The 18423-nt window shown below is 41.7% G+C and carries 23 protein-coding genes; 10 read left to right on the top strand and 13 right to left on the bottom strand.

The features are described from left to right. Positions 1 to 112: 112 nt before the first annotated feature. From Q1B03_RS07560 to Q1B03_RS07550, 3 genes are all read right to left on the bottom strand, one after another. Positions 113 to 985 (bottom strand): HAD-IIB family hydrolase, encoded by an 873-nt coding sequence (locus tag Q1B03_RS07560; protein ID WP_366141282.1) that lies wholly within the window; start codon positions 983 to 985, stop codon positions 113 to 115. Positions 986 to 1160: 175 nt separating this feature from the next. Then, positions 1161 to 1514, bottom strand: coding sequence for a YlbF family regulator (locus tag Q1B03_RS07555; RefSeq protein ID WP_299739960.1), 354 nt, complete (start codon positions 1512 to 1514; stop codon positions 1161 to 1163). A gap of 95 nt (positions 1515 to 1609) precedes the next feature. After that, on the bottom strand, positions 1610 to 2749 hold the full coding sequence (locus tag Q1B03_RS07550; protein WP_299739958.1) for a DUF445 domain-containing protein: 1140 nt from the start codon (positions 2747 to 2749) through the stop codon (positions 1610 to 1612). Positions 2750 to 2880: 131 nt separating this feature from the next. Here Q1B03_RS07550 and Q1B03_RS07545 point away from each other — a divergent pair, with 131 nt between their 5' ends. Genes Q1B03_RS07545 through Q1B03_RS07530 form a run of 4 tightly spaced genes read left to right on the top strand, consistent with a single transcriptional unit; the run spans position 2881 to position 7868 of the window. Beyond that, positions 2881 to 4218 (top strand): YheC/YheD family protein, encoded by a 1338-nt coding sequence (locus tag Q1B03_RS07545; RefSeq protein ID WP_299739956.1) that lies wholly within the window; start codon positions 2881 to 2883, stop codon positions 4216 to 4218. 4 nt (positions 4219 to 4222) lie between these two features. Next, complete coding sequence (locus Q1B03_RS07540) at positions 4223 to 5311, top strand: YheC/YheD family protein (protein WP_299739954.1); 1089 nt, start codon at positions 4223 to 4225, stop codon at positions 5309 to 5311. Continuing rightward, positions 5311 to 6684 (top strand): YheC/YheD family protein, encoded by a 1374-nt coding sequence (locus tag Q1B03_RS07535; RefSeq protein WP_299739952.1) that lies wholly within the window; start codon positions 5311 to 5313, stop codon positions 6682 to 6684. The genes Q1B03_RS07540 and Q1B03_RS07535 overlap by 1 nt, the downstream gene beginning before the upstream one ends. Further along, positions 6681 to 7868 carry a YheC/YheD family protein gene (locus Q1B03_RS07530; RefSeq protein WP_299739950.1) on the top strand — a complete coding sequence of 396 codons (1188 nt, stop codon included), beginning with the start codon at positions 6681 to 6683 and terminating at the stop codon, positions 7866 to 7868. Before Q1B03_RS07535 ends, Q1B03_RS07530 begins: the two co-directional genes overlap by 4 nt. A 38-nt stretch (positions 7869 to 7906) precedes the next feature. Here Q1B03_RS07530 and Q1B03_RS07525 read toward each other — a convergent pair whose 3' ends face one another. Beyond that, on the bottom strand, positions 7907 to 8305 hold the full coding sequence (locus Q1B03_RS07525; protein WP_299739948.1) for a ferritin-like domain-containing protein: 399 nt from the start codon (positions 8303 to 8305) through the stop codon (positions 7907 to 7909). A 126-nt stretch (positions 8306 to 8431) separates the two neighbouring features. Between Q1B03_RS07525 and Q1B03_RS07520 the strand changes: the two genes are divergently transcribed. Continuing rightward, positions 8432 to 8641, top strand: coding sequence for a YheE family protein (locus tag Q1B03_RS07520; protein WP_299739946.1), 210 nt, complete (start codon positions 8432 to 8434; stop codon positions 8639 to 8641). Between the two features lie 101 nt (positions 8642 to 8742). Then, positions 8743 to 8931, top strand: coding sequence for a hypothetical protein (locus tag Q1B03_RS07515; protein WP_299739944.1), 189 nt, complete (start codon positions 8743 to 8745; stop codon positions 8929 to 8931). A gap of 173 nt (positions 8932 to 9104) precedes the next feature. Here Q1B03_RS07515 and Q1B03_RS07510 read toward each other — a convergent pair whose 3' ends face one another. Further along, positions 9105 to 9365, bottom strand: coding sequence for a metal-sensitive transcriptional regulator (locus tag Q1B03_RS07510; protein WP_299739942.1), 261 nt, complete (start codon positions 9363 to 9365; stop codon positions 9105 to 9107). Between the two features lie 145 nt (positions 9366 to 9510). On the opposite strand from Q1B03_RS07510, the gene Q1B03_RS07505 reads away from it, so the two are divergent. Beyond that, a complete protein-coding gene (locus tag Q1B03_RS07505; RefSeq protein ID WP_299739940.1) occupies positions 9511 to 10428 on the top strand; it encodes a CdaR family transcriptional regulator in 918 nt (305 codons plus the stop codon). 96 nt (positions 10429 to 10524) lie between these two features. Continuing rightward, positions 10525 to 11622 (top strand): ABC transporter ATP-binding protein, encoded by a 1098-nt coding sequence (gene ugpC / locus Q1B03_RS07500; RefSeq protein WP_299739938.1) that lies wholly within the window; start codon positions 10525 to 10527, stop codon positions 11620 to 11622. A gap of 50 nt (positions 11623 to 11672) precedes the next feature. Here ugpC and Q1B03_RS07495 read toward each other — a convergent pair whose 3' ends face one another. Next, on the bottom strand, positions 11673 to 11924 hold the full coding sequence (locus Q1B03_RS07495; protein ID WP_299739936.1) for a hypothetical protein: 252 nt from the start codon (positions 11922 to 11924) through the stop codon (positions 11673 to 11675). Positions 11925 to 12218: 294 nt separating this feature from the next. Between Q1B03_RS07495 and Q1B03_RS07490 the strand changes: the two genes are divergently transcribed. Then, positions 12219 to 12437, top strand: a complete 219-nt coding sequence (locus Q1B03_RS07490) for an alpha/beta-type small acid-soluble spore protein (protein ID WP_064091756.1) — start codon at positions 12219 to 12221, stop codon at positions 12435 to 12437. Between the two features lie 114 nt (positions 12438 to 12551). Here the strand turns inward: Q1B03_RS07490 and fumC are convergent, their stop codons facing one another. The 4 genes from fumC to Q1B03_RS07470 all read right to left on the bottom strand — a co-directional run bounded on the left by fumC (position 12552) and on the right by Q1B03_RS07470 (position 16392). Continuing rightward, complete coding sequence (gene fumC, locus Q1B03_RS07485) at positions 12552 to 13937, bottom strand: class II fumarate hydratase (RefSeq protein ID WP_299739932.1); 1386 nt, start codon at positions 13935 to 13937, stop codon at positions 12552 to 12554. 183 nt (positions 13938 to 14120) lie between these two features. After that, the gene (locus tag Q1B03_RS07480) at positions 14121 to 14855 is read right to left on the bottom strand and encodes an amino acid ABC transporter ATP-binding protein (protein WP_299739931.1); all 735 of its coding nucleotides are present in this window, start codon (positions 14853 to 14855) and stop codon (positions 14121 to 14123) included. A 33-nt stretch (positions 14856 to 14888) separates the two neighbouring features. Next, positions 14889 to 15584, bottom strand: coding sequence for an amino acid ABC transporter permease (locus Q1B03_RS07475; protein ID WP_113971234.1), 696 nt, complete (start codon positions 15582 to 15584; stop codon positions 14889 to 14891). After that, a complete protein-coding gene (locus tag Q1B03_RS07470) occupies positions 15568 to 16392 on the bottom strand; it encodes an amino acid ABC transporter substrate-binding protein (RefSeq protein WP_299739926.1) in 825 nt (274 codons plus the stop codon). The genes Q1B03_RS07475 and Q1B03_RS07470 overlap by 17 nt, the downstream gene beginning before the upstream one ends. Positions 16393 to 16596: 204 nt before the next feature. Here Q1B03_RS07470 and Q1B03_RS07465 point away from each other — a divergent pair, with 204 nt between their 5' ends. Then, on the top strand, positions 16597 to 17208 hold the full coding sequence (locus Q1B03_RS07465) for an SDR family oxidoreductase (RefSeq protein ID WP_341357740.1): 612 nt from the start codon (positions 16597 to 16599) through the stop codon (positions 17206 to 17208). A gap of 75 nt (positions 17209 to 17283) precedes the next feature. Here the strand turns inward: Q1B03_RS07465 and Q1B03_RS07460 are convergent, their stop codons facing one another. From Q1B03_RS07460 to Q1B03_RS07450, 3 genes are read right to left on the bottom strand one after another with little or no spacing between them, the layout of a single operon-like run. After that, complete coding sequence (locus tag Q1B03_RS07460; protein ID WP_299739924.1) at positions 17284 to 17778, bottom strand: hypothetical protein; 495 nt, start codon at positions 17776 to 17778, stop codon at positions 17284 to 17286. Next, on the bottom strand, positions 17775 to 18155 hold the full coding sequence (locus Q1B03_RS07455; RefSeq protein ID WP_299739922.1) for a hypothetical protein: 381 nt from the start codon (positions 18153 to 18155) through the stop codon (positions 17775 to 17777). Before Q1B03_RS07455 ends, Q1B03_RS07460 begins: the two co-directional genes overlap by 4 nt. A 37-nt stretch (positions 18156 to 18192) precedes the next feature. Next, positions 18193 to 18423, bottom strand: coding sequence for a hypothetical protein (locus Q1B03_RS07450; RefSeq protein ID WP_299739920.1), 231 nt, complete (start codon positions 18421 to 18423; stop codon positions 18193 to 18195).

Genomic DNA, 18423 nt, shown 5'->3' with positions numbered 1-18423 from the left:
TGATAAGCTTTTATAAGTGTACAGAAAGGGGTGGGAATGGTCAATGTCTGGCGGGCTTAACTCATATAAAATAACCCCCCGCATTTCCAAAGGAAATGCGGGGGGTATCCGTTTATGATTTAATGATGTTCATTTTCTTCAGGAATGGGATGGGGTGCTGCTTGCGGAAAAGCTCTGTTACAAAGTATGGGATGCCTTTTTCGCTTTGGCTGCGTGTAATCCAGTTCGCTGCTTCTCTCACCTGTCTAGGGGCATCTCCCATAGCAACCCCAAGACCGCAGCATTCCATGGAATCGATGTCATCCAGCCCCGATCCGACCATCACGATTTGGTCCTTCTTCACTCCAAGGCGTTCAGACAGATACATTAGTCCCCGGAGCTTCGATACGCCTTTTGGTACAATATCCAGTTTATAGTCAGATATAGGAATGGCATCCACTTCTTCATACATCCCTCTTATAGAGGCGACAACGTCCCACACATCTTCCCGATGCTCCATAACCACCGATATCTTCGGAACCGACATCGGATTCTCTAAGAGATGATCACTCACACGGTCCACAAATTGCTTACTATATAGTAATTTGGACTCTCTTTGCCATGAGATTTTCGCCATATCCCTTGCCTGGGAATTGGCTTTGCCAACGATTGAGCGCTTCTCATGGGACAGGTGTACCTGACTTGAGAAGCCTTCAAGGAATTGAGCAATTTCATACGTAATGTCTTCGGCAATCTTTTTTACATACATCGGTTTTTCCAGCTCACCAGCAATATATGCCCCACTATGTGTGACGAGCGGGGTTTTGAGCTTTAGGGCTTTGGCTACTTTCTTTGCTGAAGAAAAGCTCCTGCTTGTAACCAATGTGACCGGTACCCCTTTATCTTGAACGTACTCAATTGCATCCTTTGTTTCCTTCGCAATTTTTCCGTTTTCATTTACAATCGTTCCATCGATATTTAACGCTAACATTCTATAGATCATCATTGGTGTCCCCCCTATATGTTGTCTACTCCCTTTCTTTACTTTTATGAAGGAAGGGAGACAAATATGACAAGAGGGGATTGGAAATCATGGGGGGACTTCTGAAGGGAGGTTCTGAGTGAAAAACAAACCAAAAAACCGACTCCCCATCAGGAAGTCGGTCCCTTTTCAACACCTATTATTTCTGCATTGAACCATAAAGTTCTTCAAGAGGCTTCATGATGACTTTGTTTAAGTCATTGATGACCATGCTCATGCGTTGCTCAGCTTCCATAAGCTTTGCGATTACTTCATGTTGTTGAACAAGTTGAGCTGTCTTTTGAGCTTGTTCTACTTCTTCTTGAGAGATTTCTTCACCGCTCATTTGTTTTTGTTGAAGTGTCATTTGGATGTTTCTGAAGTTTTCAAACATCTTGTTAGCAGATTCGTCATTGTTTACTTCGTCATACATCTTCTTCAGTTGTAGAAATTCATCGCTTTGACGTAAAGCACTTTCCAATTCGTTCGCTTGATCGTATAAGTTAATAGCCAAAATACGTACCTCCTATAATTTCACTCTATGTTTCCTACACCACTATAACAAACTATAGAGTGAAATTCTAGGAAGGACCCTTAGGACCTGCTGAATTAAGAGATAAAGAGGGCTATGACCCCTTGAACGATACCGATCACTCCACCAAGTAATGCCCCTAAGTAAGTGATCATCTTGAATTCACGACGGGAAATGCCGAGAACCAATTCTTCCAATCTTCCAACTGAAAAAGATTCGACCTGTTCCTGCACAATATGCTGCAGGTGCATCTTCTCCATCAGATTCGGAATCTTCTTCGATAAGAGGTCCGTCCCTCTGTCCACCCATTTCGGGAGCTGAAGGTTGAAGAAGGAATCCTTATGCGGCTCAAGAAAGTTTCTTAACGGCTTCTCCAGGTGGCCTTCGATGTTGACGAGTTTGACCAGGGATGCCTGGACGGATTGAATCAAGTCTTCTTCCGGTAATCGATCGATAAATTCATCAAGCTTCATTTGTTTCAGTTTGGACCATTCTTTTGTCAGCAGATTGTAAAGGATTTCCTGCGTTCCTTCATGCTTGATAAACTTTACGATTTCAGGTTGTACTTTGTCAGCTACCGATGTGTTACCCAGGAACATTCCCAGCATGTTCCCAAGCATGCCCCGTTCTTTAAGAAAATCGTCGATCATGATTTTCACTTTCAGCTTCCCTTCAGGACTTGTGAAATAAGTTTCCGCCCGGTTTGCGATAAAGTCAACAAGCTTCGGAATACTTTCTTCCACTCTTTCCTGCCACTTTTCAGGAAGAGCCTCTTCAAGCTTTTTAGATGTGTAGGCTGCCTTCGTATCTTTCATCTTTACAGCTACCCACTCTTCAAGCCATTCATTAAGACGATCGGAGGAAACAGGGATTTGCAGGATGTCCAGCCATTCATTCACGGTTTTGTCCGATGTGAAGACAGGCTGTAGTTCTTCCGCTAGCCAGTGGGTTACATCCCTTTGAAAATCATCGTTCATCACTTTTTTCTGAAGGCTTTCAGGCGTGATTAAATGATCGACCACCATTTTCCCGAGTTGTTCTGCCAATTCTCCCCGGCGTTTTGGAATCAACCCTGGTGTGAATGGTACTTTAAATTTCCCGATATAGTAAGCCTTATAAGGTCTGAATAACATTTTTATGGCTAATGAATTGGTGACTCCTCCAATGAGTGCTCCAATCAAAACCATGAACAGTATTAGGATGAAAGCATCCAGCATGATTGCACCTTCCTTTTCTACTTCTCCGGTTTGAACATTTTGCCCGGGTTTACATAGAATGCTATATCAACATTAGCCCAATAAATCATTATAGAATTATTCTTACGGGTTATGCAAACGGGGAATGCCGGATGAAGATAAAATGTTCATTTAGTTCGCATAAAAATAATCATGATCATCATCACTTATATATCCCAAAGCAGATGATGAATCGATACCCTTTTCAACGGAGCATGACGCTGAAATGTGGAAACTCCCTTCTTAACGTTACATGTAAGGAGGCTTCGACTGATTCTTTACAGATTATGTTAGATACTAGCGATTCATTATTCTCTTCTATACCGAACCTGGAAAATATATGGATATCCATCGATTCAAGGAATAACATCATTCACATGGGACCGGTTGTGGCCCTATTAATCAACCAATTTTCCTTGAATGCATTACATTCACACTCTTTAAAAGAATATTTTACAGAGTGTCAGAGCTGGTTTCAACGAAAAGGTGGACTTTTTTACCTGCTTCCCCTCTCAAACTTTGTTGGAGACCTCCCTGAAGGGGTCGCATATCTCTATCAAGACTGGCAGTCCACAACGCTTCCTGCTCCTCACGTCATTTACAATCGTTGTCATTCCCGGAAGGTAGAAAGAACCCCTTCCTATGAAAAAGCCCTTACCCGCTCTGAACATCGCCAAATTCATGTTTTCAATTCTGGATTTCTTTCGAAAGACGAGGTTTACAATGCGCTGAAAGACAGCCCGTCCTTAGCACATCACTTGCCCAAAACCATGCACGGAATCGATTCATTGGAGGAAATGCTTTCCTTGTATAAGGATGTTTTCGTCAAAGGGATAAACGGGAGCAAGGGACGTTACATCATGCGCATTCAAAAAAGAGACAACGGATTTACCATGTACCAAAATTCATTCTCCTCTCATAGTCCACTTACTTTCCCAACTTACTCTGCACTCTATAAACAAATTCGGTCCTGGTGTAAACCTTCCTCTTATATCATTCAGGAAACCATTCCTTTCCTTACAGTGAAAGGTCAGCCATTGGACTTTCGGTTTCTATGTCATTTCAATGGAAAAGAAAGCTGGGAAATCGTTTCTTCTGTTGCCCGTGTTGCATCACAGGATCAATTCGTTGCAAACGTCGATCAGGGAGGAAGCATCGAAAGACCTCTTTCCATCTTGCATACTCTTTTTCCATCTAAGAAATGCGTAGCGATTCTAACTGAAATGAAGGAGTTATGTACGACATCTGCCAAGCTTCTTTCTGAGACTGTAGATGGGCATTACGCAGAGCTTGGCATTGATGTCGGCATCGATGAAAGCGGGAAGCCATGGCTGATCGAAGTCAATTCCAAACCTTCTAAACGAACATATCTGGAAAACGACCGGATCCGTCCGTCGGTTAAAGCCCTCTATGAATATAGTTTCACAAAATGGATGAACAAGGAGGATTAAAACGATGAACCATTCATTGGGCATTATGACCCTTACCCCACAAGTAGCGAACAGCTACTTTCTAGAAATTGCGAAGCAGTCCCTCTCTTATCCTATTGATCTGTATCTGTTCTCTCCCAAAGGAATATCTCCTTTACACGAAACGGTGGACGGATACTATTTCAATAAGGAGTCACAAACATGGGAAACTGAAGCCTTTGAAATTCCCGAATATATCTATGACCGTACGTATTATCAGAAGGATATTCAGTCCCGTCAAGCAAAGGCCGTCGTTCAGTGGTTAAAAAACCAGAAGCATATTCGATTTCTCGGGTATGGATTACCAAATAAATGGCATCTTTACGAAAAACTTAAAAAGACTCCTCTCTCCCCTTATTTACCTGAAACGTACCTTGTGACCGATGAAAATCATTTATTAAATCTTCTTACCGAGTATAAAGATATAATCATCAAACCAGTCGATGGGGCGCATGGATATGCCGTTTACCATCTCGTGATAAGCAAACAGGGCATAGTCGTCCGAACAACGAAAAAGCAAGGGATCATGGAACAATCCTTTCCTAACAAAGAGATCTTTCTTAAGTGGCTGAACCGAATTCTTCAGAAACACACATTCATTTGTCAAAAGCGCCTCCTCAATCTGACGAAAGAGGATGCCCCTTTTGATCTTCGCATTCTTCTGAATAAAGACGCTTATGGAGACTGGAGAGAATTTCAACGGGCGATCCGAATAGGGGAAGAGAAAGGAATTCTGACCAATATCAGCCGGGGGGCTTCTTATAGATCATATAGTGATTGGAAGGCTTTGCAGGATTCCTCATGGGACTTTATTGAAGAAGAACTCACAGACATATTGGAAGAAATGCCTTTTATACTAGAAGAACAGTTTTCATCTCTTTTTGAAATTGGGGTGGATCTCATTATTGCTGAAGATCGGTCACTGTGGATACTGGATATGAACTCTAAGCCAGGACATAAAATAGTCGATGAATTATGCCCTGAGAAGCTTTCTTCTCTATTCCAAGCTCCTTTAGATTATTGTGATTTCATGGCATCGCAATGTCTCTCATCACTAAAACGAGGTGATTTCTAATGCTTAAAACGTACAAAATAGAACAATTTCAAGATGAAGAAAGCCTTCTCTACCTTCCCTCTGGTTTCAAGCTGGAGGGAAAAACGCTCCCTCATACGGTGATCCTTGGAACTGCAAGGCAATCCGCCGAATGTAAGCGTCATCCGAACGGACGTAACGTGATAGGCATTAGCTCGGGTTTAGCTGCGAAGATCCATCTTCCTTCGAAAGTAAAGTCCCTTTCACTCTTGTGTAAAGAGGATTGTTTATATGCAGGGGTGCTCATAGGAATATTCACCTCTGGATTCACAAGCTTTCGCTTAAGTCCCATTGGTGAGCGCTCCTATTTTTTCAAAAAACTCTTATCTGTTCAATCATCCCTGGGAGTCATTCCCTTTGTGTTCGGGGAGCGACATATTGATTGGGAGAATGGGCTCGTAAAGGGGTATTTTCATTTCGGAGAAGGATGGGAAATCGAGGAGATCCCTTTTCCCAATGTCATTTATGACAGACTGCCAAACCGCCGCAGTGAAAAACGGAAAACATATCAAAACATCAAAGAGAGGTTACAGAGGGAGTACGGTATTCCCTGGTACAATCCAGGGTTCTTTAATAAGCTTGATTTGTTTGAACGACTGGAAAACGACTCTTCTGTCCAGCATTTCCTCCCAGAAACACACCCATTCCAATCTTTTGATGAGATGGAACGCATGCTAGCCATATACCATAATATTTACTTAAAACCAAAAAACGGCAGTCTTGGGAACGGCATTCACAAGATTACGTTTAGCCGCTCAACCCAGGAGTATTACTGTCGGTTCAGAGATCAAGAACACAAAAACCGTTTACTGAGATTCAAAACCTTGGAGCAACTTGCCAATACAGTCTTTAAACATCGAAACCTTAACACCTTTATCGTTCAACAAGGGATTTCTTTATTGCATGAAAACAATCGTCCAATCGACTTCCGGGTGCATACGAACAAAGATGAAGAAGGTGCCTGGCAGGTAAGCGCAATGGCTGGAAAAGTTGCCGGATCCGGGAGTGTGACAACCCATGCCAATAACGGAGGAGAAGTGAAGATTCTATCCGAGCTGTTTACTGATGAAGCGGATCGACAATCTATTGAAGATGCACTTAAGGACGCTGCTATAAAACTTTCTCATGCCATTGAAAGAAATCTGGAAGGATATATTGGAGAAATCGGCTTTGACTTCGGAGTGGACGAAAATCACCGTATTTGGATGTTCGAAGCAAACTCTAAGCCGGGAAGATCGATCTTTTCCCACCCGCACTTAAAAAGCTTTGACTTACTAACAAGAAAGCTCGCCTTATCATTCGGAATCTTTCTTACTCAGCAAAGCTTGAATCATCCAGAGGAAATGATTCCATGAATATCCTGTATGATCGGGTAAAGAAAACCTTTTTTCATGAGGAAAAATCCATTACGACATTTGGATTTGCGAAGAATTCATTTCTTCTTTCTTCCAAAGATTCAAAGGACTGCTATCAATTTACAATCACCTCTCAGCAAAAGAACATCCCGGCGATCCCGTTGATCGGGATCGTCGCAAGTAAGGAAGAAAGCAATAAATACAAGGGGAACTTTGAATTGTTCAGGTCGATTCAACAAGACGTAGAACAGGCTGGGGGGATTTGCTTCGTCTTTTCCCCCCAGGATGTATTCGGAGAAACCATTTCGGGGATTATGTACAATCAGCCTTTGAACAAATGGGTAAAATGCTTATTCCCTGTTCCGAACGTCATTTACAATCGGGTGCCCTCGAGGCATGCAGAGGAAAATCAAGCGTATGAAAAGCTGATTCATTTCATCAACAAACACAAGATCCCCTTCTTCAACCCCCATTTCTTTAATAAATGGAAAATTCACGAGCTTCTTTCCAGGAGCCTTGAACTCGCACCTTACCTGCCTAAAACTGAACTTGTAGCAAATGAAGAGTCCTTTACCCGCTTTCTTACAACACATAAAAAAGTGTATGTGAAACACTCACTTGCCTCTCAAGGAAAAGGAATCAGACTTATTGAGGTGGATTCCAAAGGACGTATTCTATGCAAAAGCATCAAGAAAATGGAGAGGTTTTTGAACGTATCCCGCCTACTACAATCCTATAGCGAATGGTTTAAGAGTAATCAATGGATCATGCAGGAAGCGGTTTCCTGTAAAACATTGCATGATCACCGTTATGACTTCCGGATTTTAGTGCTTCACACGGGAGAAGATTTTCGTTTAATCGGTATCGGTGTCCGCATGTCCCAGCGGCAGGAAGTCACAACTCATGTACCTACTGGAGGAAAGATCATTTCACTCAAAGAAGTGGCGGACTCTCAAACAAAAAAGGAGATCTCATTGATCGTTCAAGCCTGTGGAGAAGAGCTGGCTAAATCCTTTGGGTATGTAGGAGAATTTTCCATCGACTTAGCTCCGAGGGAACAAGGGGGATTTGTATTATTTGAAATCAATTCAAAGCCCATGAGCTTTGATGAAGAAGAAATTGAAAACAAACGGAGACAACAGCTTGTCCGCACATTTCTTACACTCAGCGCAAAAAATACCTAAGGTTGAATCCCGTTGGTTCAACCTTTTTCATTTTTTCCCTATCGTAATGAATTATAGATGGTAGAAAACCGCGTAGCATGTTCCATTTCATCTGTCATGGCAATAAACAGGGGCTTATATGCTTGTTGATTCGGAATTTCCAGCAGCATGTCCCGATAGAATTCAGCAGCCTCAAGTTCATCCTTCAATGCCCGGAGGACACCTTCTTTAAAAGTAGTAAATCCTACCTTCTCTTTCTTATGCTCGTAATACTCCCCCGTTAATAAATAATGGAGATATTGAAACATTTCATAATGCTCTTTTTCATCCTTCTGGGCATGATCGATAAACTCTACATATAATGGATTATTCGTCCGCCCTTTTAACTCTTTATAGAAATAATAGGCTGTCCATTCATCACTTATCGCCTTTTGCAAATCACGTATAAACGAATTCATTCTTCGTCCCTCCTCCATCTCTTCAGTAAATTCTATTAGAGGGGAATTCCATTTATGATACATTTAACAACCAACCCTACACACCTTGGATTAAAACGTTTACAATAATAATGGAGGTGATGAACAATGATCCAACATTTTCAATACAAAAGCATGTTCGAAAATAAACAGCTGCCCGGCTGGACCTTTTCCTTTTATTTCAGCGGGTTGAAATACCAGGGAAATTACCATAAAGACGGGAGGATTGAATGGACCGGTCCCACTCCACCGACGGAGAAGGAAGACACCCTCAAAAAGCAACTTCATGAACTGATGCTTTTCCATGTTTATGATTAATAAAATGTACATAATCCAAATGAGATAATAAATAAATTATTTCGTACATCATGCATAACTTCAGCCCCCTTTCCAAAACTAAAGAAAGGAGGCTGATAGGCATGAAAAAGGATAATAAAGATGATCAATTCCTTCCAGATACGAATTATGAAGGAAAAGAAAAAGCATTTCTCGATGTTGACCGCTTCATCAACGAAGGAATGTCCGGCGGTTCCGTCCACATGAGGGAAAACACAACCAATATCGAAGAAGCAATCGAAATCACCGACCACGAAGAACCACCGAAATAGAAAAGCGGAGGGGGCTTGCCCAGAGGCGACAAGCATAAGACGAGAATGCCGGAAAGGCGCTTTTTGCCTTTTTGGCATTCTCGTCTTATGACCTCGAGCCTCTAGCCACCGGAGCTGGACAAACAAAAAAGCTGCCAATCAAGGAGTCTTTCCCTGAGGCAGCTTCTTACCATTTATCGACTTCTGACAAGCATATTGACGGCTTCTTGAATAGCATCTTCTGCATTGATGCCCTCTTCTTCCGATTCACGTATGCAAGCTTCCAGGTTTTTGGCTACGATGAGGCCGATTGTACGGTCAACGGCAGTACGTACGGCAGATAATTGAGTCACAACATCTTTACAATGTTTTTCCTCTTCCATCATTTTCAACACGCCGCGGACTTGTCCTTCAAGACGTTTCATTCGATTCGTAACTTCTCTATTATATTCCATTTTGGACACCTCATAATGATTTATTTCTACAATAGTATTAAAATTAGTGAATTTTTGCAATCATGCACCCTTTGATTACTCGGACTATTTCAGTACAATATCATTATAACCTTTTTTACTATAATAATGAACAAAGAGGGATGACATGTTTACATCTTTACGTAAAAAATTTCCTGATGCTATAATCCAACACCATTATCCAACCAATCTTGAAGCTACAAAGATTTGGTTTACAAATGAAGCAGAAGATGAATACATAGGCATTGATAAAAGTGAGATCACTCCGGAGGAAATGGAGTTATTGCATTGCTTGTTCAAAGAAATTAAGAACCCGTCGGGACCCGGCAATGATTCTCCCCACTCTACGGAATGGTTCTCTTATTTATTTAAGAACGGACCAATCCCTTCAAATATAGCAGGAGAATTTCGTATCATTCAATTCTCCATGAAGGAAAGTTTGGACCAGCTTCTATTAAAAGAGGCGTTTCAACATCTTTTACCTCTCAACACGACTCTTGTATTACTAGATGACAATATGGGGTTGCTCATTGAAGAGAAAAATGAATGGAATATGGATGAAGAGCAATTGCTGTCGATTTCACATGTGATTGAATCGGACTTTTTCGTCAGCCCTTCATTTTTCATAGGTCAATTTCATGTAATGGATTCCTATTTCCCTCTCACTTTTAAATATGAGCAGGAGTTATTTTCGTTTTCCAGAACGGTTCAGAAGCAGTCATTCATTCATACCGTCGTGACAGTGCTGCCTGCATTCACCCTGCATCATTTACCTCAGGAGTGGAAAACACAGCTATTCTCGAAGGTTACCGAAACCTTCAGGGAAGATGCTGAACTGATTTATACCGTGAAGGCTTTTCTTGAAAACCAATCAAATATCAGTCAAACAGCCAAGAAATTATTCATGCACCGAAACAGCGTTCAGTATCGAATTGATAAGTTTATTGAAAAAACCACTATTGATATTAAAACATTTCAAGGCGGTATATTAGCCTATTTCGCCTGCTTGAACTTTCAATCTGACAACCTGCCTAAAAAGGAGTAAGGAACTTTGTGCAGGTTGACCATATCGTTTTGAATCCGCTTTCTCTATAATGAAGCTATAGATGAAAACGATTGCATTTCAAGGAGGAGAAAGAAAATGGCTGAATTAAAATTAGATCATATCCACAAAATTTATGATGGGAAGGTAACGGCAGTAAATGACTTTAACCTTCACATTCAAGATAAAGAATTTATCGTATTTGTTGGACCATCGGGCTGCGGAAAATCAACTACCCTGCGCATGATTGCAGGACTTGAAGAAATTTCAAAAGGAGATTTCTCCATTGACGGAAAACGCGTGAATGATGTGGCGCCAAAAGACCGTGACATCGCCATGGTTTTCCAGAACTATGCCCTTTACCCACATATGAGCGTATATGATAATATGGCATTTGGCCTTAAATTACGTAAGTTCGATAAACAGGAAATTGACCGTCGTGTTCAAGAAGCGGCTAAGATCCTTGGCCTTGAAGCACTGCTTGATCGTAAACCGAAAGCACTATCAGGCGGTCAGCGTCAGCGTGTAGCACTTGGCCGTGCCATCGTCCGTGATGCGAAAGTGTTCTTAATGGATGAGCCATTATCCAACCTTGATGCTAAGCTTCGTGTGCAAATGCGTGCAGAAATCGCCAAGCTTCACCAACGTTTACAAACTACAACGATCTACGTAACACATGACCAAACAGAAGCCATGACAATGGCGACACGTATCGTTGTCATGAAGGATGGAGTCATTCAACAAGTTGGTTCTCCTAAAGAAGTATACGATAAGCCTGAAAATGTTTTCGTAGGCGGATTCATTGGATCACCTGCTATGAACTTCTTCCACGGATCCCTTGAAGAGGGGAAATTCGTTATCGGCAATGCTAAGGTATCGGTACCTGAAGGGAAAATGAAAGTACTTCGCGAGCAAGGTCATGTAGGCAAGAGCATCGTCCTGGGAGTGCGTCCTGAAGATATTCATGATGAGCCCCTTTTCTTAGATACTGCTGAAGGTGCCAAAATCACGGCGAAAATTGAAGTATCTGAATTGACAGGTGCTGAAACAATGCTTTACTCTCAATTAGAAGGACAAGAATTTGTAGCCCGCGTTGATTCCCGTACAGATATCGTGGCTGGTCAAACGATTGAACTTGCTTTTGACATGAACAAAGCCCACTTCTTTGATTCAGAAACTGAGTCAAGAATCCGATAAGAACATAAAAATGCCGCACTCATTTACGAGTGCGGCATTTTTTATATCGTTTAAAACTCTGTCAAATCAATGCTTTTCCCCTCTTCTTCCCCACATCGTACACATGTAAACAGATGCAGGCAAGTATCCGAGCAGCTGCTATTTGGTATGCCATCGGCTAATTGAACATGCTGTATATCCATGTACGCACTGTACTCATCGTAAAAATCATAATATCTTCCCTGATCCGTTGTAGAGTCACCACACTTCTTGCAAAGCCCCCTATATTCAACGATTCCATTACATAATGCGCAAGCTTTCATGCTGTGTCACCATACTTTCAATCTAATCATTGTATAGTGTTATCCTTTTTACATTCATGATGATTTATGTAGAAAAATTATAGGTATTTAACAGGAATAAATTCCCTGTCCTCACTTTGAATATAATTCCCCGGAAAAACCATAATACCTAGTAACAAGGCAGCAACAAGCCTTCTTACACCCAACACGATGGGTTACACCATACTAAAGATGGTCGCTCATGGAATAGCGGGCTGGTGCAAATCCAGCTAACCCAACCAAAAAAACTTATACATTTTAAGGAGATGACAGATTATGCAACAGCAACAATCTCGCAGCAATTCATCTAACCAATTAGTAGCTCCAGGAGCTCAACAAGCAATCGACCAAATGAAGTACGAAATCGCTTCTGAATTTGGCGTACAATTAGGGCCAGATGCAACAGCTCGTGCTAACGGTTCTGTAGGTGGAGAAATCACTAAACGCCTAGTTCAAATGGCTGAACAACAAATCGGTGGCGGGTACCAACAATAATTAGCAATTTCATATGAATGGATCAAGCCCCCGGTTTTTGACTGGGGGTTTTAATTATGTCTGTTTGGCGTTATGAAAAGAACTGGCCCATTTTATTAGAGCCAGTTCTTCCTGTTATTTATTATGAACCATGTTCGCGGGATCGATCCATTCGTCATATTGCTCTTCTGTTAAGTAGCCAGATTCTATGGCTGCTTCCTTTAATGTAGAGCCATTATTGTGAGCTTTCTTAGCAATTTCAGCCGCTTTTTCATACCCGATATGAGGATTTAATGCCGTTACCAGCATAAGGGACCTTTGAACAAAGTCTTCTATTACCTCTACGTTCGCTTCAAGTCCTTTCACACACTTATCGTTAAATGACTTTATGCCATCTGTAAGCAGGCGTACGGATTGCAGCATATTATAGATGATGACTGGTTTAAATACATTAAGCTCGAAGTTACCTTGACTTGCGGCAAACCCTATAGCCGCATCATTTCCGAAAACTTGTGTCACTACCATCGTCACTGCTTCACTTTGGGTCGGATTCACTTTACCTGGCATGATTGAACTTCCTGGTTCATTCGCAGGTATCGTAATTTCTCCGATTCCACTTCTGGGACCGCTCGCTAACCACCTTACATCATTCGCTATTTTCATAATATCAGCAGCGAGGGCCTTTACAGCACCATGTACGTACACGATTTCATCATGGGACGTTAAGGCATGAAACTTATTATCAGATGAGACAAACTTGATGCCTGTTTGATTTTCTAATTGTCTTGCCACTTTGTCGCCGAATTTTGGATCGGCGTTAATCCCCGTCCCTACAGCCGTTCCCCCTATAGCCAGATTGACTAATCGATGAACGCTTTCTCTTAGCATGCTATAGGATCTTTCCATCATGGCCCGCCAACCGCTGATTTCCTGTCCCAGCGTCAATGGTGTTGCATCTTGAAGATGGGTACGGCCTATTTTAATGATGGATTGAAATTGGTTTTCTTTTTCTTTCAGTGTCGAGGTAAATTCCTGAAGGATCGGAAATAGCTTTGATTCGATTTCCTGATAAGCTGCGATATGCATCGCTGTCGGAAATGTATCATTGGAACTTTGGGACATGTTCACATCATCGTTGGGATGAACTTTTTCATCCACACTTTTTTCTTCAAGGATTTCATTCGCACGAAAGGCAATTACTTCATTTACATTCATATTGGATTGAGTACCGCTACCTGTTTGCCATACGACAAGCGGGAAATGATCATCCCATGTTCCTTCCAGTATTTCATCACATGCTGTACTGATCGCCTGCTGTTTCGCTTCTGAAAGCTTTCCAAGTGAATGGTTAACAACCGCAGCCGCTTTCTTTAGCTGGGCGAAGGCATATGTAACCTCAATGGGCATTTTCTCTGTACCGATTTGGAAGTTTTCTTTACTCCGTTGAGTCTGGGCACCCCAATATTTTTCTTTCGGCACCTTCATTTCTCCGATTGTGTCACGTTCAATACGATATTCCATTCTGGTTCCTCCCTTGTTTTGATCTTGTTATTACCATATTTCCACTAATCCTGGTGAACTAACCTTTTTCTGAGAAGTTTATTTGAGACTCATCAATTTATTCTTAGAAATTGTAACGTTGAGGTGTTCCTTCATGAATATAAAAAAGATGAATGAGCATCTGTCCCATTCATCTTTTACACTCTATTGTATTAAATTCAGGAATTGTTTCGTACGTTCATTCGTAGGGTTTTCGAAGACCTCCTGTGGCGTGCCTTCTTCTACGATATATCCGCCATCCATGAAGATGACCTTATCGGCTGCTTCTTTCGCGAATCTCATTTCGTGAGTAACGACAACCATGGTCATCCCTTCTTCGGCAAGATCCTTCATTACCTTCAGAACTTCTCCTACCAGTTCAGGATCGAGTGCAGAGGTGGGTTCATCGAAGAGCATCACTTCCGGCTCGATAGCGAGTGCTCTTGCGATTCCGACCCTTTGCTGCTGTCCACCTGAAAGCTGGAACGGATAGTAGTCAACTTTGTCACCCAATCCTACTTTTTCAAGCAATCTGATGGCTTTTTCCCTAGTTTCAGACTTGTTACGCCTCTGTACAATAGTAGGTCCTTCCATGACGTTTTCCAGGGCTGTCATGTGAGGGAACAAATTGTAGTTTTGGAACACCATCCCTGTCTTTCTTCTTAGTTTAATAAGCTCTTGCTTGGATACTTTTTTATTGAAATCAACGGAGGTACCGCCTATTGAAACGGTTCCGTCATTAGGGATTTCGAGGGCATTCAAACAACGCAGGAAGGTTGTTTTCCCAGAACCTGAAGGGCCGATCAGGACGATTACCTGTCCTTTATTCACCTCAACATTCATTCCCTTTAACACTTCTAATTGATCAAATCGTTTCGTTAATCCTTTGATGGAAATCATATTCAATCTCCTTTAATTTGTTGCGGCATATAATTACTTGGCAATATATCGATCTAGTCGTGTCTCGATACGGCCTTGAATGATGGATAAGATAAAGCAAATGATCCAGTACAAGAGGGCAGCTTCCATGTACATAAGCAGGAACTCATAGTTGGTCGCAGCAATCTCCTGTGCTTTTCTGAACATTTCTGTTACAAGAATCAATGAAGCCAGCGACGTGTCCTTCACCAGACTAATGAATGAATTCGATAACGGCGGGATGGATACACGAGTAGCTTGGGGCAGGATGATTCTCTTTAAAGCTTGTGAATACGTCATACCGATGGAATAGCCTGCTTCCCATTGACCCTTGGGAATCGATTGAATCGCTGCACGGACGATTTCAGAGGAGTAGGCACCTTTATTTAATGAGAAAGCAATGATGGCAGACGGGAACGGATCAAACTTTATTCCAAGTGTCGGTAAGCCGTAGAAAATAATGAACAATTGAACAAGTAATGGTGTTCCCCTAATGGCAGATACATAAAATCGAGCAATTCCTCTTAAAATCGATACATTGGACAAACGGGCAAGTGCAGTAAGGACGGCCAGGATCATTCCTAAAGCAAAAGAAATCAGCGTCAGAGGGATAGAATAATACAAAGCTCCCTCTAGCATTGGAAGCAGGGAGCTTTGTAGTATATCAATCATTGCTTCGGGATCCTGGTAGATACTACTTAGGAGATACATCTTCTCCGAACCATTTCTCAGAAATCTCTTTGTACGTACCGTCTTTCTTCATTTCCTCTAACGCTTTGTTAACTTCTTCTACTAACTTGTCGTTTCCTTTACGGAACATCAGACCACTTTGTCCGGCCTCTTCAGCTTCAGCAGCTATTTTGACATTTGCGTTCGGCTGTTTCTTTAAATAGTCAAGAATTGAAATTTTATCGTTTACAGTTACATCTACTCTGCCTTGCTCAAGAAGTTGGATAGATTGTGCCAAGCCTTCAACGGGCTGAATTTCCGCCCCATTTTTTTCAGCGATATCTCTATAGTTACTTGTCAGAGATTGAGCAGAAGTTAATCCTTTAATATCTTCAAATGTCTTCACATCGTTATTGTCTTTGGATACAACCACTACTGCACTTGATTCGATATATGGTGTTGAGAAATCATATTTCTCCTGGCGATCTTCACGAATCCCCACTTGGTTTGCAATTACGTCAAAACGCTTAGAGTTCAAGCCTTCAAACATCGCGTCCCATTGTGTTTCCTGGAATTTCGCTTCAACGCCCAGACGCTTTGCTACTTCACGGGCAATCTCTACATCAAATCCAGTCAGTTCCCCGGATTCGTCGTGGAATGTGAAAGGAGGGTATGTACCTTCCGTTCCAACAAGTAATTCTCCTTCTTCCATGACTTGGTCGTATAGTGATGTTTTAGAGTCTTCTTTAGAATCACCACTTGATTCTTCTTTATCATTAGATTGACCACACGCAGCTAATACCATGGATAAAGCTATTAGCATGATGATGGATAATTTCCATTTTTGCATCGTATAACCCCCACTATTCTTATCGGATTTAAATTCGTTACGATTGTCATCATAAAACGAGACAAGAAATAAGTCAACATAAAAGTTTTCAATTCGAGACTTTTTTTATTCTTCTCCTTCCTAGTATGTAACCTGAGATGCAGATTCATGTAAATAATAACGGTTTTGCGGTACACTATTTCCATAGTGAGACTGGAGGTCATAATGATGAAAATCGCTTTATTCGGAAGCACCGGGCGGGTCGGTTCTGTTGTCTTTCAACAAGTAAAATCTGTACATGAGGTAAACCGTCTGATAAGGAGCGAAACTGATAGAGAAGCGTGCAGCAATGATATTGTAGGCGATGTACTGAACGAAGAAGATGTGATGAGAACCATTGAAGGCTGTGACACGGTAATCAGCTGCTTGAATACAGATAAAAACGACGTACTCACAAGGAGTATGCCCAACCTCTTAAAAGCCATGAGATATCATGGAGTGAAAAGAATCATTACCTGTGGTACCGCAGGGATCCTTCAATCCCGAAAAGATTCAGCAGTATTTCGATTCCAGTCAAGTGAATCTAAACGAAGAAGCACAACTGCTGCCGAAGACCATTTAAGAGCCTATTTCATCTTAAAAGCCTCAGAGATGGACTGGACGATTGTCTGTCCAACCTATTTACCTGATGGAGAAAGACTGGGAATATACCGAACGGAAAAGGAAGTCCTGCCTCCTGAAGGAAAAAGCATCTCCATGTATGACACCGGGGATTTTATCTACCAACAGCTCGAGGATGATAGATATATCAGAACTCGTGTGGGGATTTGTTATTGAGTGTTTGGGACGCAGGTCTCTTGTCTCAGGCTCTACCAAAAAGAAATAGGGACAGTCCCCTGTCCCTACTACTCATTATTTGAAAATAGTTGAAATGATTTCGTCTGTTGTCATTCCGCTCTCCACTTCGAAAGTACCCGGACGCAAATCATTTTCAAGTCCGCGCTTTTCAACTTCTTTGTAGAAGTCGAGGCCGCTTTTGATGATGTTTGCGTTCTCCAGGGCATTCCCGACGTCAATGCTGGTCATTCCGGTAGACACGGTCAACATTGTACGATAAACGACACTGTCATCGTTTTTCCGCTCTTTAATGTCTTCCTTTTCTTCTTCCTGCTTCTCGTTCATGGCAGCGAGCTGCTTATTCCATTCATCTTCGGTATGTATAACAAAGCCATTGGAAGTAAGTTGTTTTACCATTTCTTCTTCTGTGAGTTTCTCCGTTTTAACGGTTTCCGCTTTCCCTGTACTTTCGGCTTCAGTAGGACCAAACATATATACAGACCCAATTACAGTGGTTGCAATTAATAGACCTGCAGCAAAACTGCGCAATGAATTAGGTGTCACTCTCATTGTGCTACTAAGCCCCTTTCAGCCTTTTGGGCCCTAAATGGCGCAAGCAGATGTTCTACTTCATTAGGCTTCAGCTTTGTTTTTCCCGCTATGCTTTCAATGGAATAGCCCCTTTTATACAAATCAAGCATCTCACGCAGCAGGGTGCGCTCCTCAGATCCCGCTAATGCAACCCCTGCCTGCTGGGCTGTAATTTCGGCATCCAATTGAATATTTCGTAACTGCTTCTCCAGTTCATGAACCTCATTCAACACAGAAATCGATACATGCTCTATCTGTTGCTCAAGCTGCGAGTTGGTTTGTGTCGTTTTAATAAACGATAAAATGAGCAGCACAACTGCTGTCCCAAATAAAATGGCGATTGCCCATCCCATCATAGGATCCTCCCTTTATGAAACTTTTTTATCAATTAAATTATACATTGATAAAGGGAGAAATTCGATTTAAAACGACAAAATCCCACGAAAGTCCTGTTTTCTTAACAGGAAATAGTATTTTTGCTTGAATGACAGGGTATAATTGGTGACCCCTTTGGCGTTTTTCTACCAAAAAGAGTCCGTTTTTATCCAAAAACACAAAATTTGTTGGGATTTTGGGATTTTGGGAATTTATTTTCAAATTCCCAACTTTTATTTTCAAACGCAC

This window comes from uncultured Rossellomorea sp., from assembly GCF_947488365.1.
In the GTDB taxonomy this organism is placed as follows: Bacteria; Bacillota; Bacilli; order Bacillales; family Bacillaceae_B; genus Rossellomorea.
The sequence above is the reverse complement of the archived record's forward strand: the minus strand, read 5'-3'. Positions and strand labels throughout refer to the sequence as shown.

Coding starts and splice junctions, on each gene's coding strand:
- fumC (WP_299739932.1), bottom strand. CDS start 13,937: ATGGAATATCGTATTGAACGTGACACAATCGGAGAAATGAAGGTGCCG.
- Q1B03_RS07520 (WP_299739946.1), top strand. CDS start 8,432: ATGATCCAACATTTTCAATACAAAAGCATGTTCGAAAATAAACAGCTG.
- Q1B03_RS07490 (WP_064091756.1), top strand. CDS start 12,219: ATGCAACAGCAACAATCTCGCAGCAATTCATCTAACCAATTAGTAGCT.
- Q1B03_RS07505 (WP_299739940.1), top strand. CDS start 9,511: ATGTTTACATCTTTACGTAAAAAATTTCCTGATGCTATAATCCAACAC.
- ugpC (WP_299739938.1), top strand. CDS start 10,525: ATGGCTGAATTAAAATTAGATCATATCCACAAAATTTATGATGGGAAG.
- Q1B03_RS07460 (WP_299739924.1), bottom strand. CDS start 17,778: ATGAGAGTGACACCTAATTCATTGCGCAGTTTTGCTGCAGGTCTATTA.
- Q1B03_RS07480 (WP_299739931.1), bottom strand. CDS start 14,855: ATGATTTCCATCAAAGGATTAACGAAACGATTTGATCAATTAGAAGTG.
- Q1B03_RS07475 (WP_113971234.1), bottom strand. CDS start 15,584: ATGTATCTCCTAAGTAGTATCTACCAGGATCCCGAAGCAATGATTGAT.
- Q1B03_RS07465 (WP_341357740.1), top strand. CDS start 16,597: ATGATGAAAATCGCTTTATTCGGAAGCACCGGGCGGGTCGGTTCTGTT.
- Q1B03_RS07470 (WP_299739926.1), bottom strand. CDS start 16,392: ATGCAAAAATGGAAATTATCCATCATCATGCTAATAGCTTTATCCATG.
- Q1B03_RS07540 (WP_299739954.1), top strand. CDS start 4,223: ATGAACCATTCATTGGGCATTATGACCCTTACCCCACAAGTAGCGAAC.
- Q1B03_RS07560 (WP_366141282.1), bottom strand. CDS start 985: ATGATGATCTATAGAATGTTAGCGTTAAATATCGATGGAACGATTGTA.
- Q1B03_RS07525 (WP_299739948.1), bottom strand. CDS start 8,305: ATGAATTCGTTTATACGTGATTTGCAAAAGGCGATAAGTGATGAATGG.
- Q1B03_RS07550 (WP_299739958.1), bottom strand. CDS start 2,749: ATGCTGGATGCTTTCATCCTAATACTGTTCATGGTTTTGATTGGAGCA.
- Q1B03_RS07515 (WP_299739944.1), top strand. CDS start 8,743: ATGAAAAAGGATAATAAAGATGATCAATTCCTTCCAGATACGAATTAT.
- Q1B03_RS07495 (WP_299739936.1), bottom strand. CDS start 11,924: ATGAAAGCTTGCGCATTATGTAATGGAATCGTTGAATATAGGGGGCTT.
- Q1B03_RS07535 (WP_299739952.1), top strand. CDS start 5,311: ATGCTTAAAACGTACAAAATAGAACAATTTCAAGATGAAGAAAGCCTT.
- Q1B03_RS07455 (WP_299739922.1), bottom strand. CDS start 18,155: ATGATGGGATGGGCAATCGCCATTTTATTTGGGACAGCAGTTGTGCTG.
- Q1B03_RS07545 (WP_299739956.1), top strand. CDS start 2,881: ATGAAGATAAAATGTTCATTTAGTTCGCATAAAAATAATCATGATCAT.
- Q1B03_RS07510 (WP_299739942.1), bottom strand. CDS start 9,365: ATGGAATATAATAGAGAAGTTACGAATCGAATGAAACGTCTTGAAGGA.
- Q1B03_RS07530 (WP_299739950.1), top strand. CDS start 6,681: ATGAATATCCTGTATGATCGGGTAAAGAAAACCTTTTTTCATGAGGAA.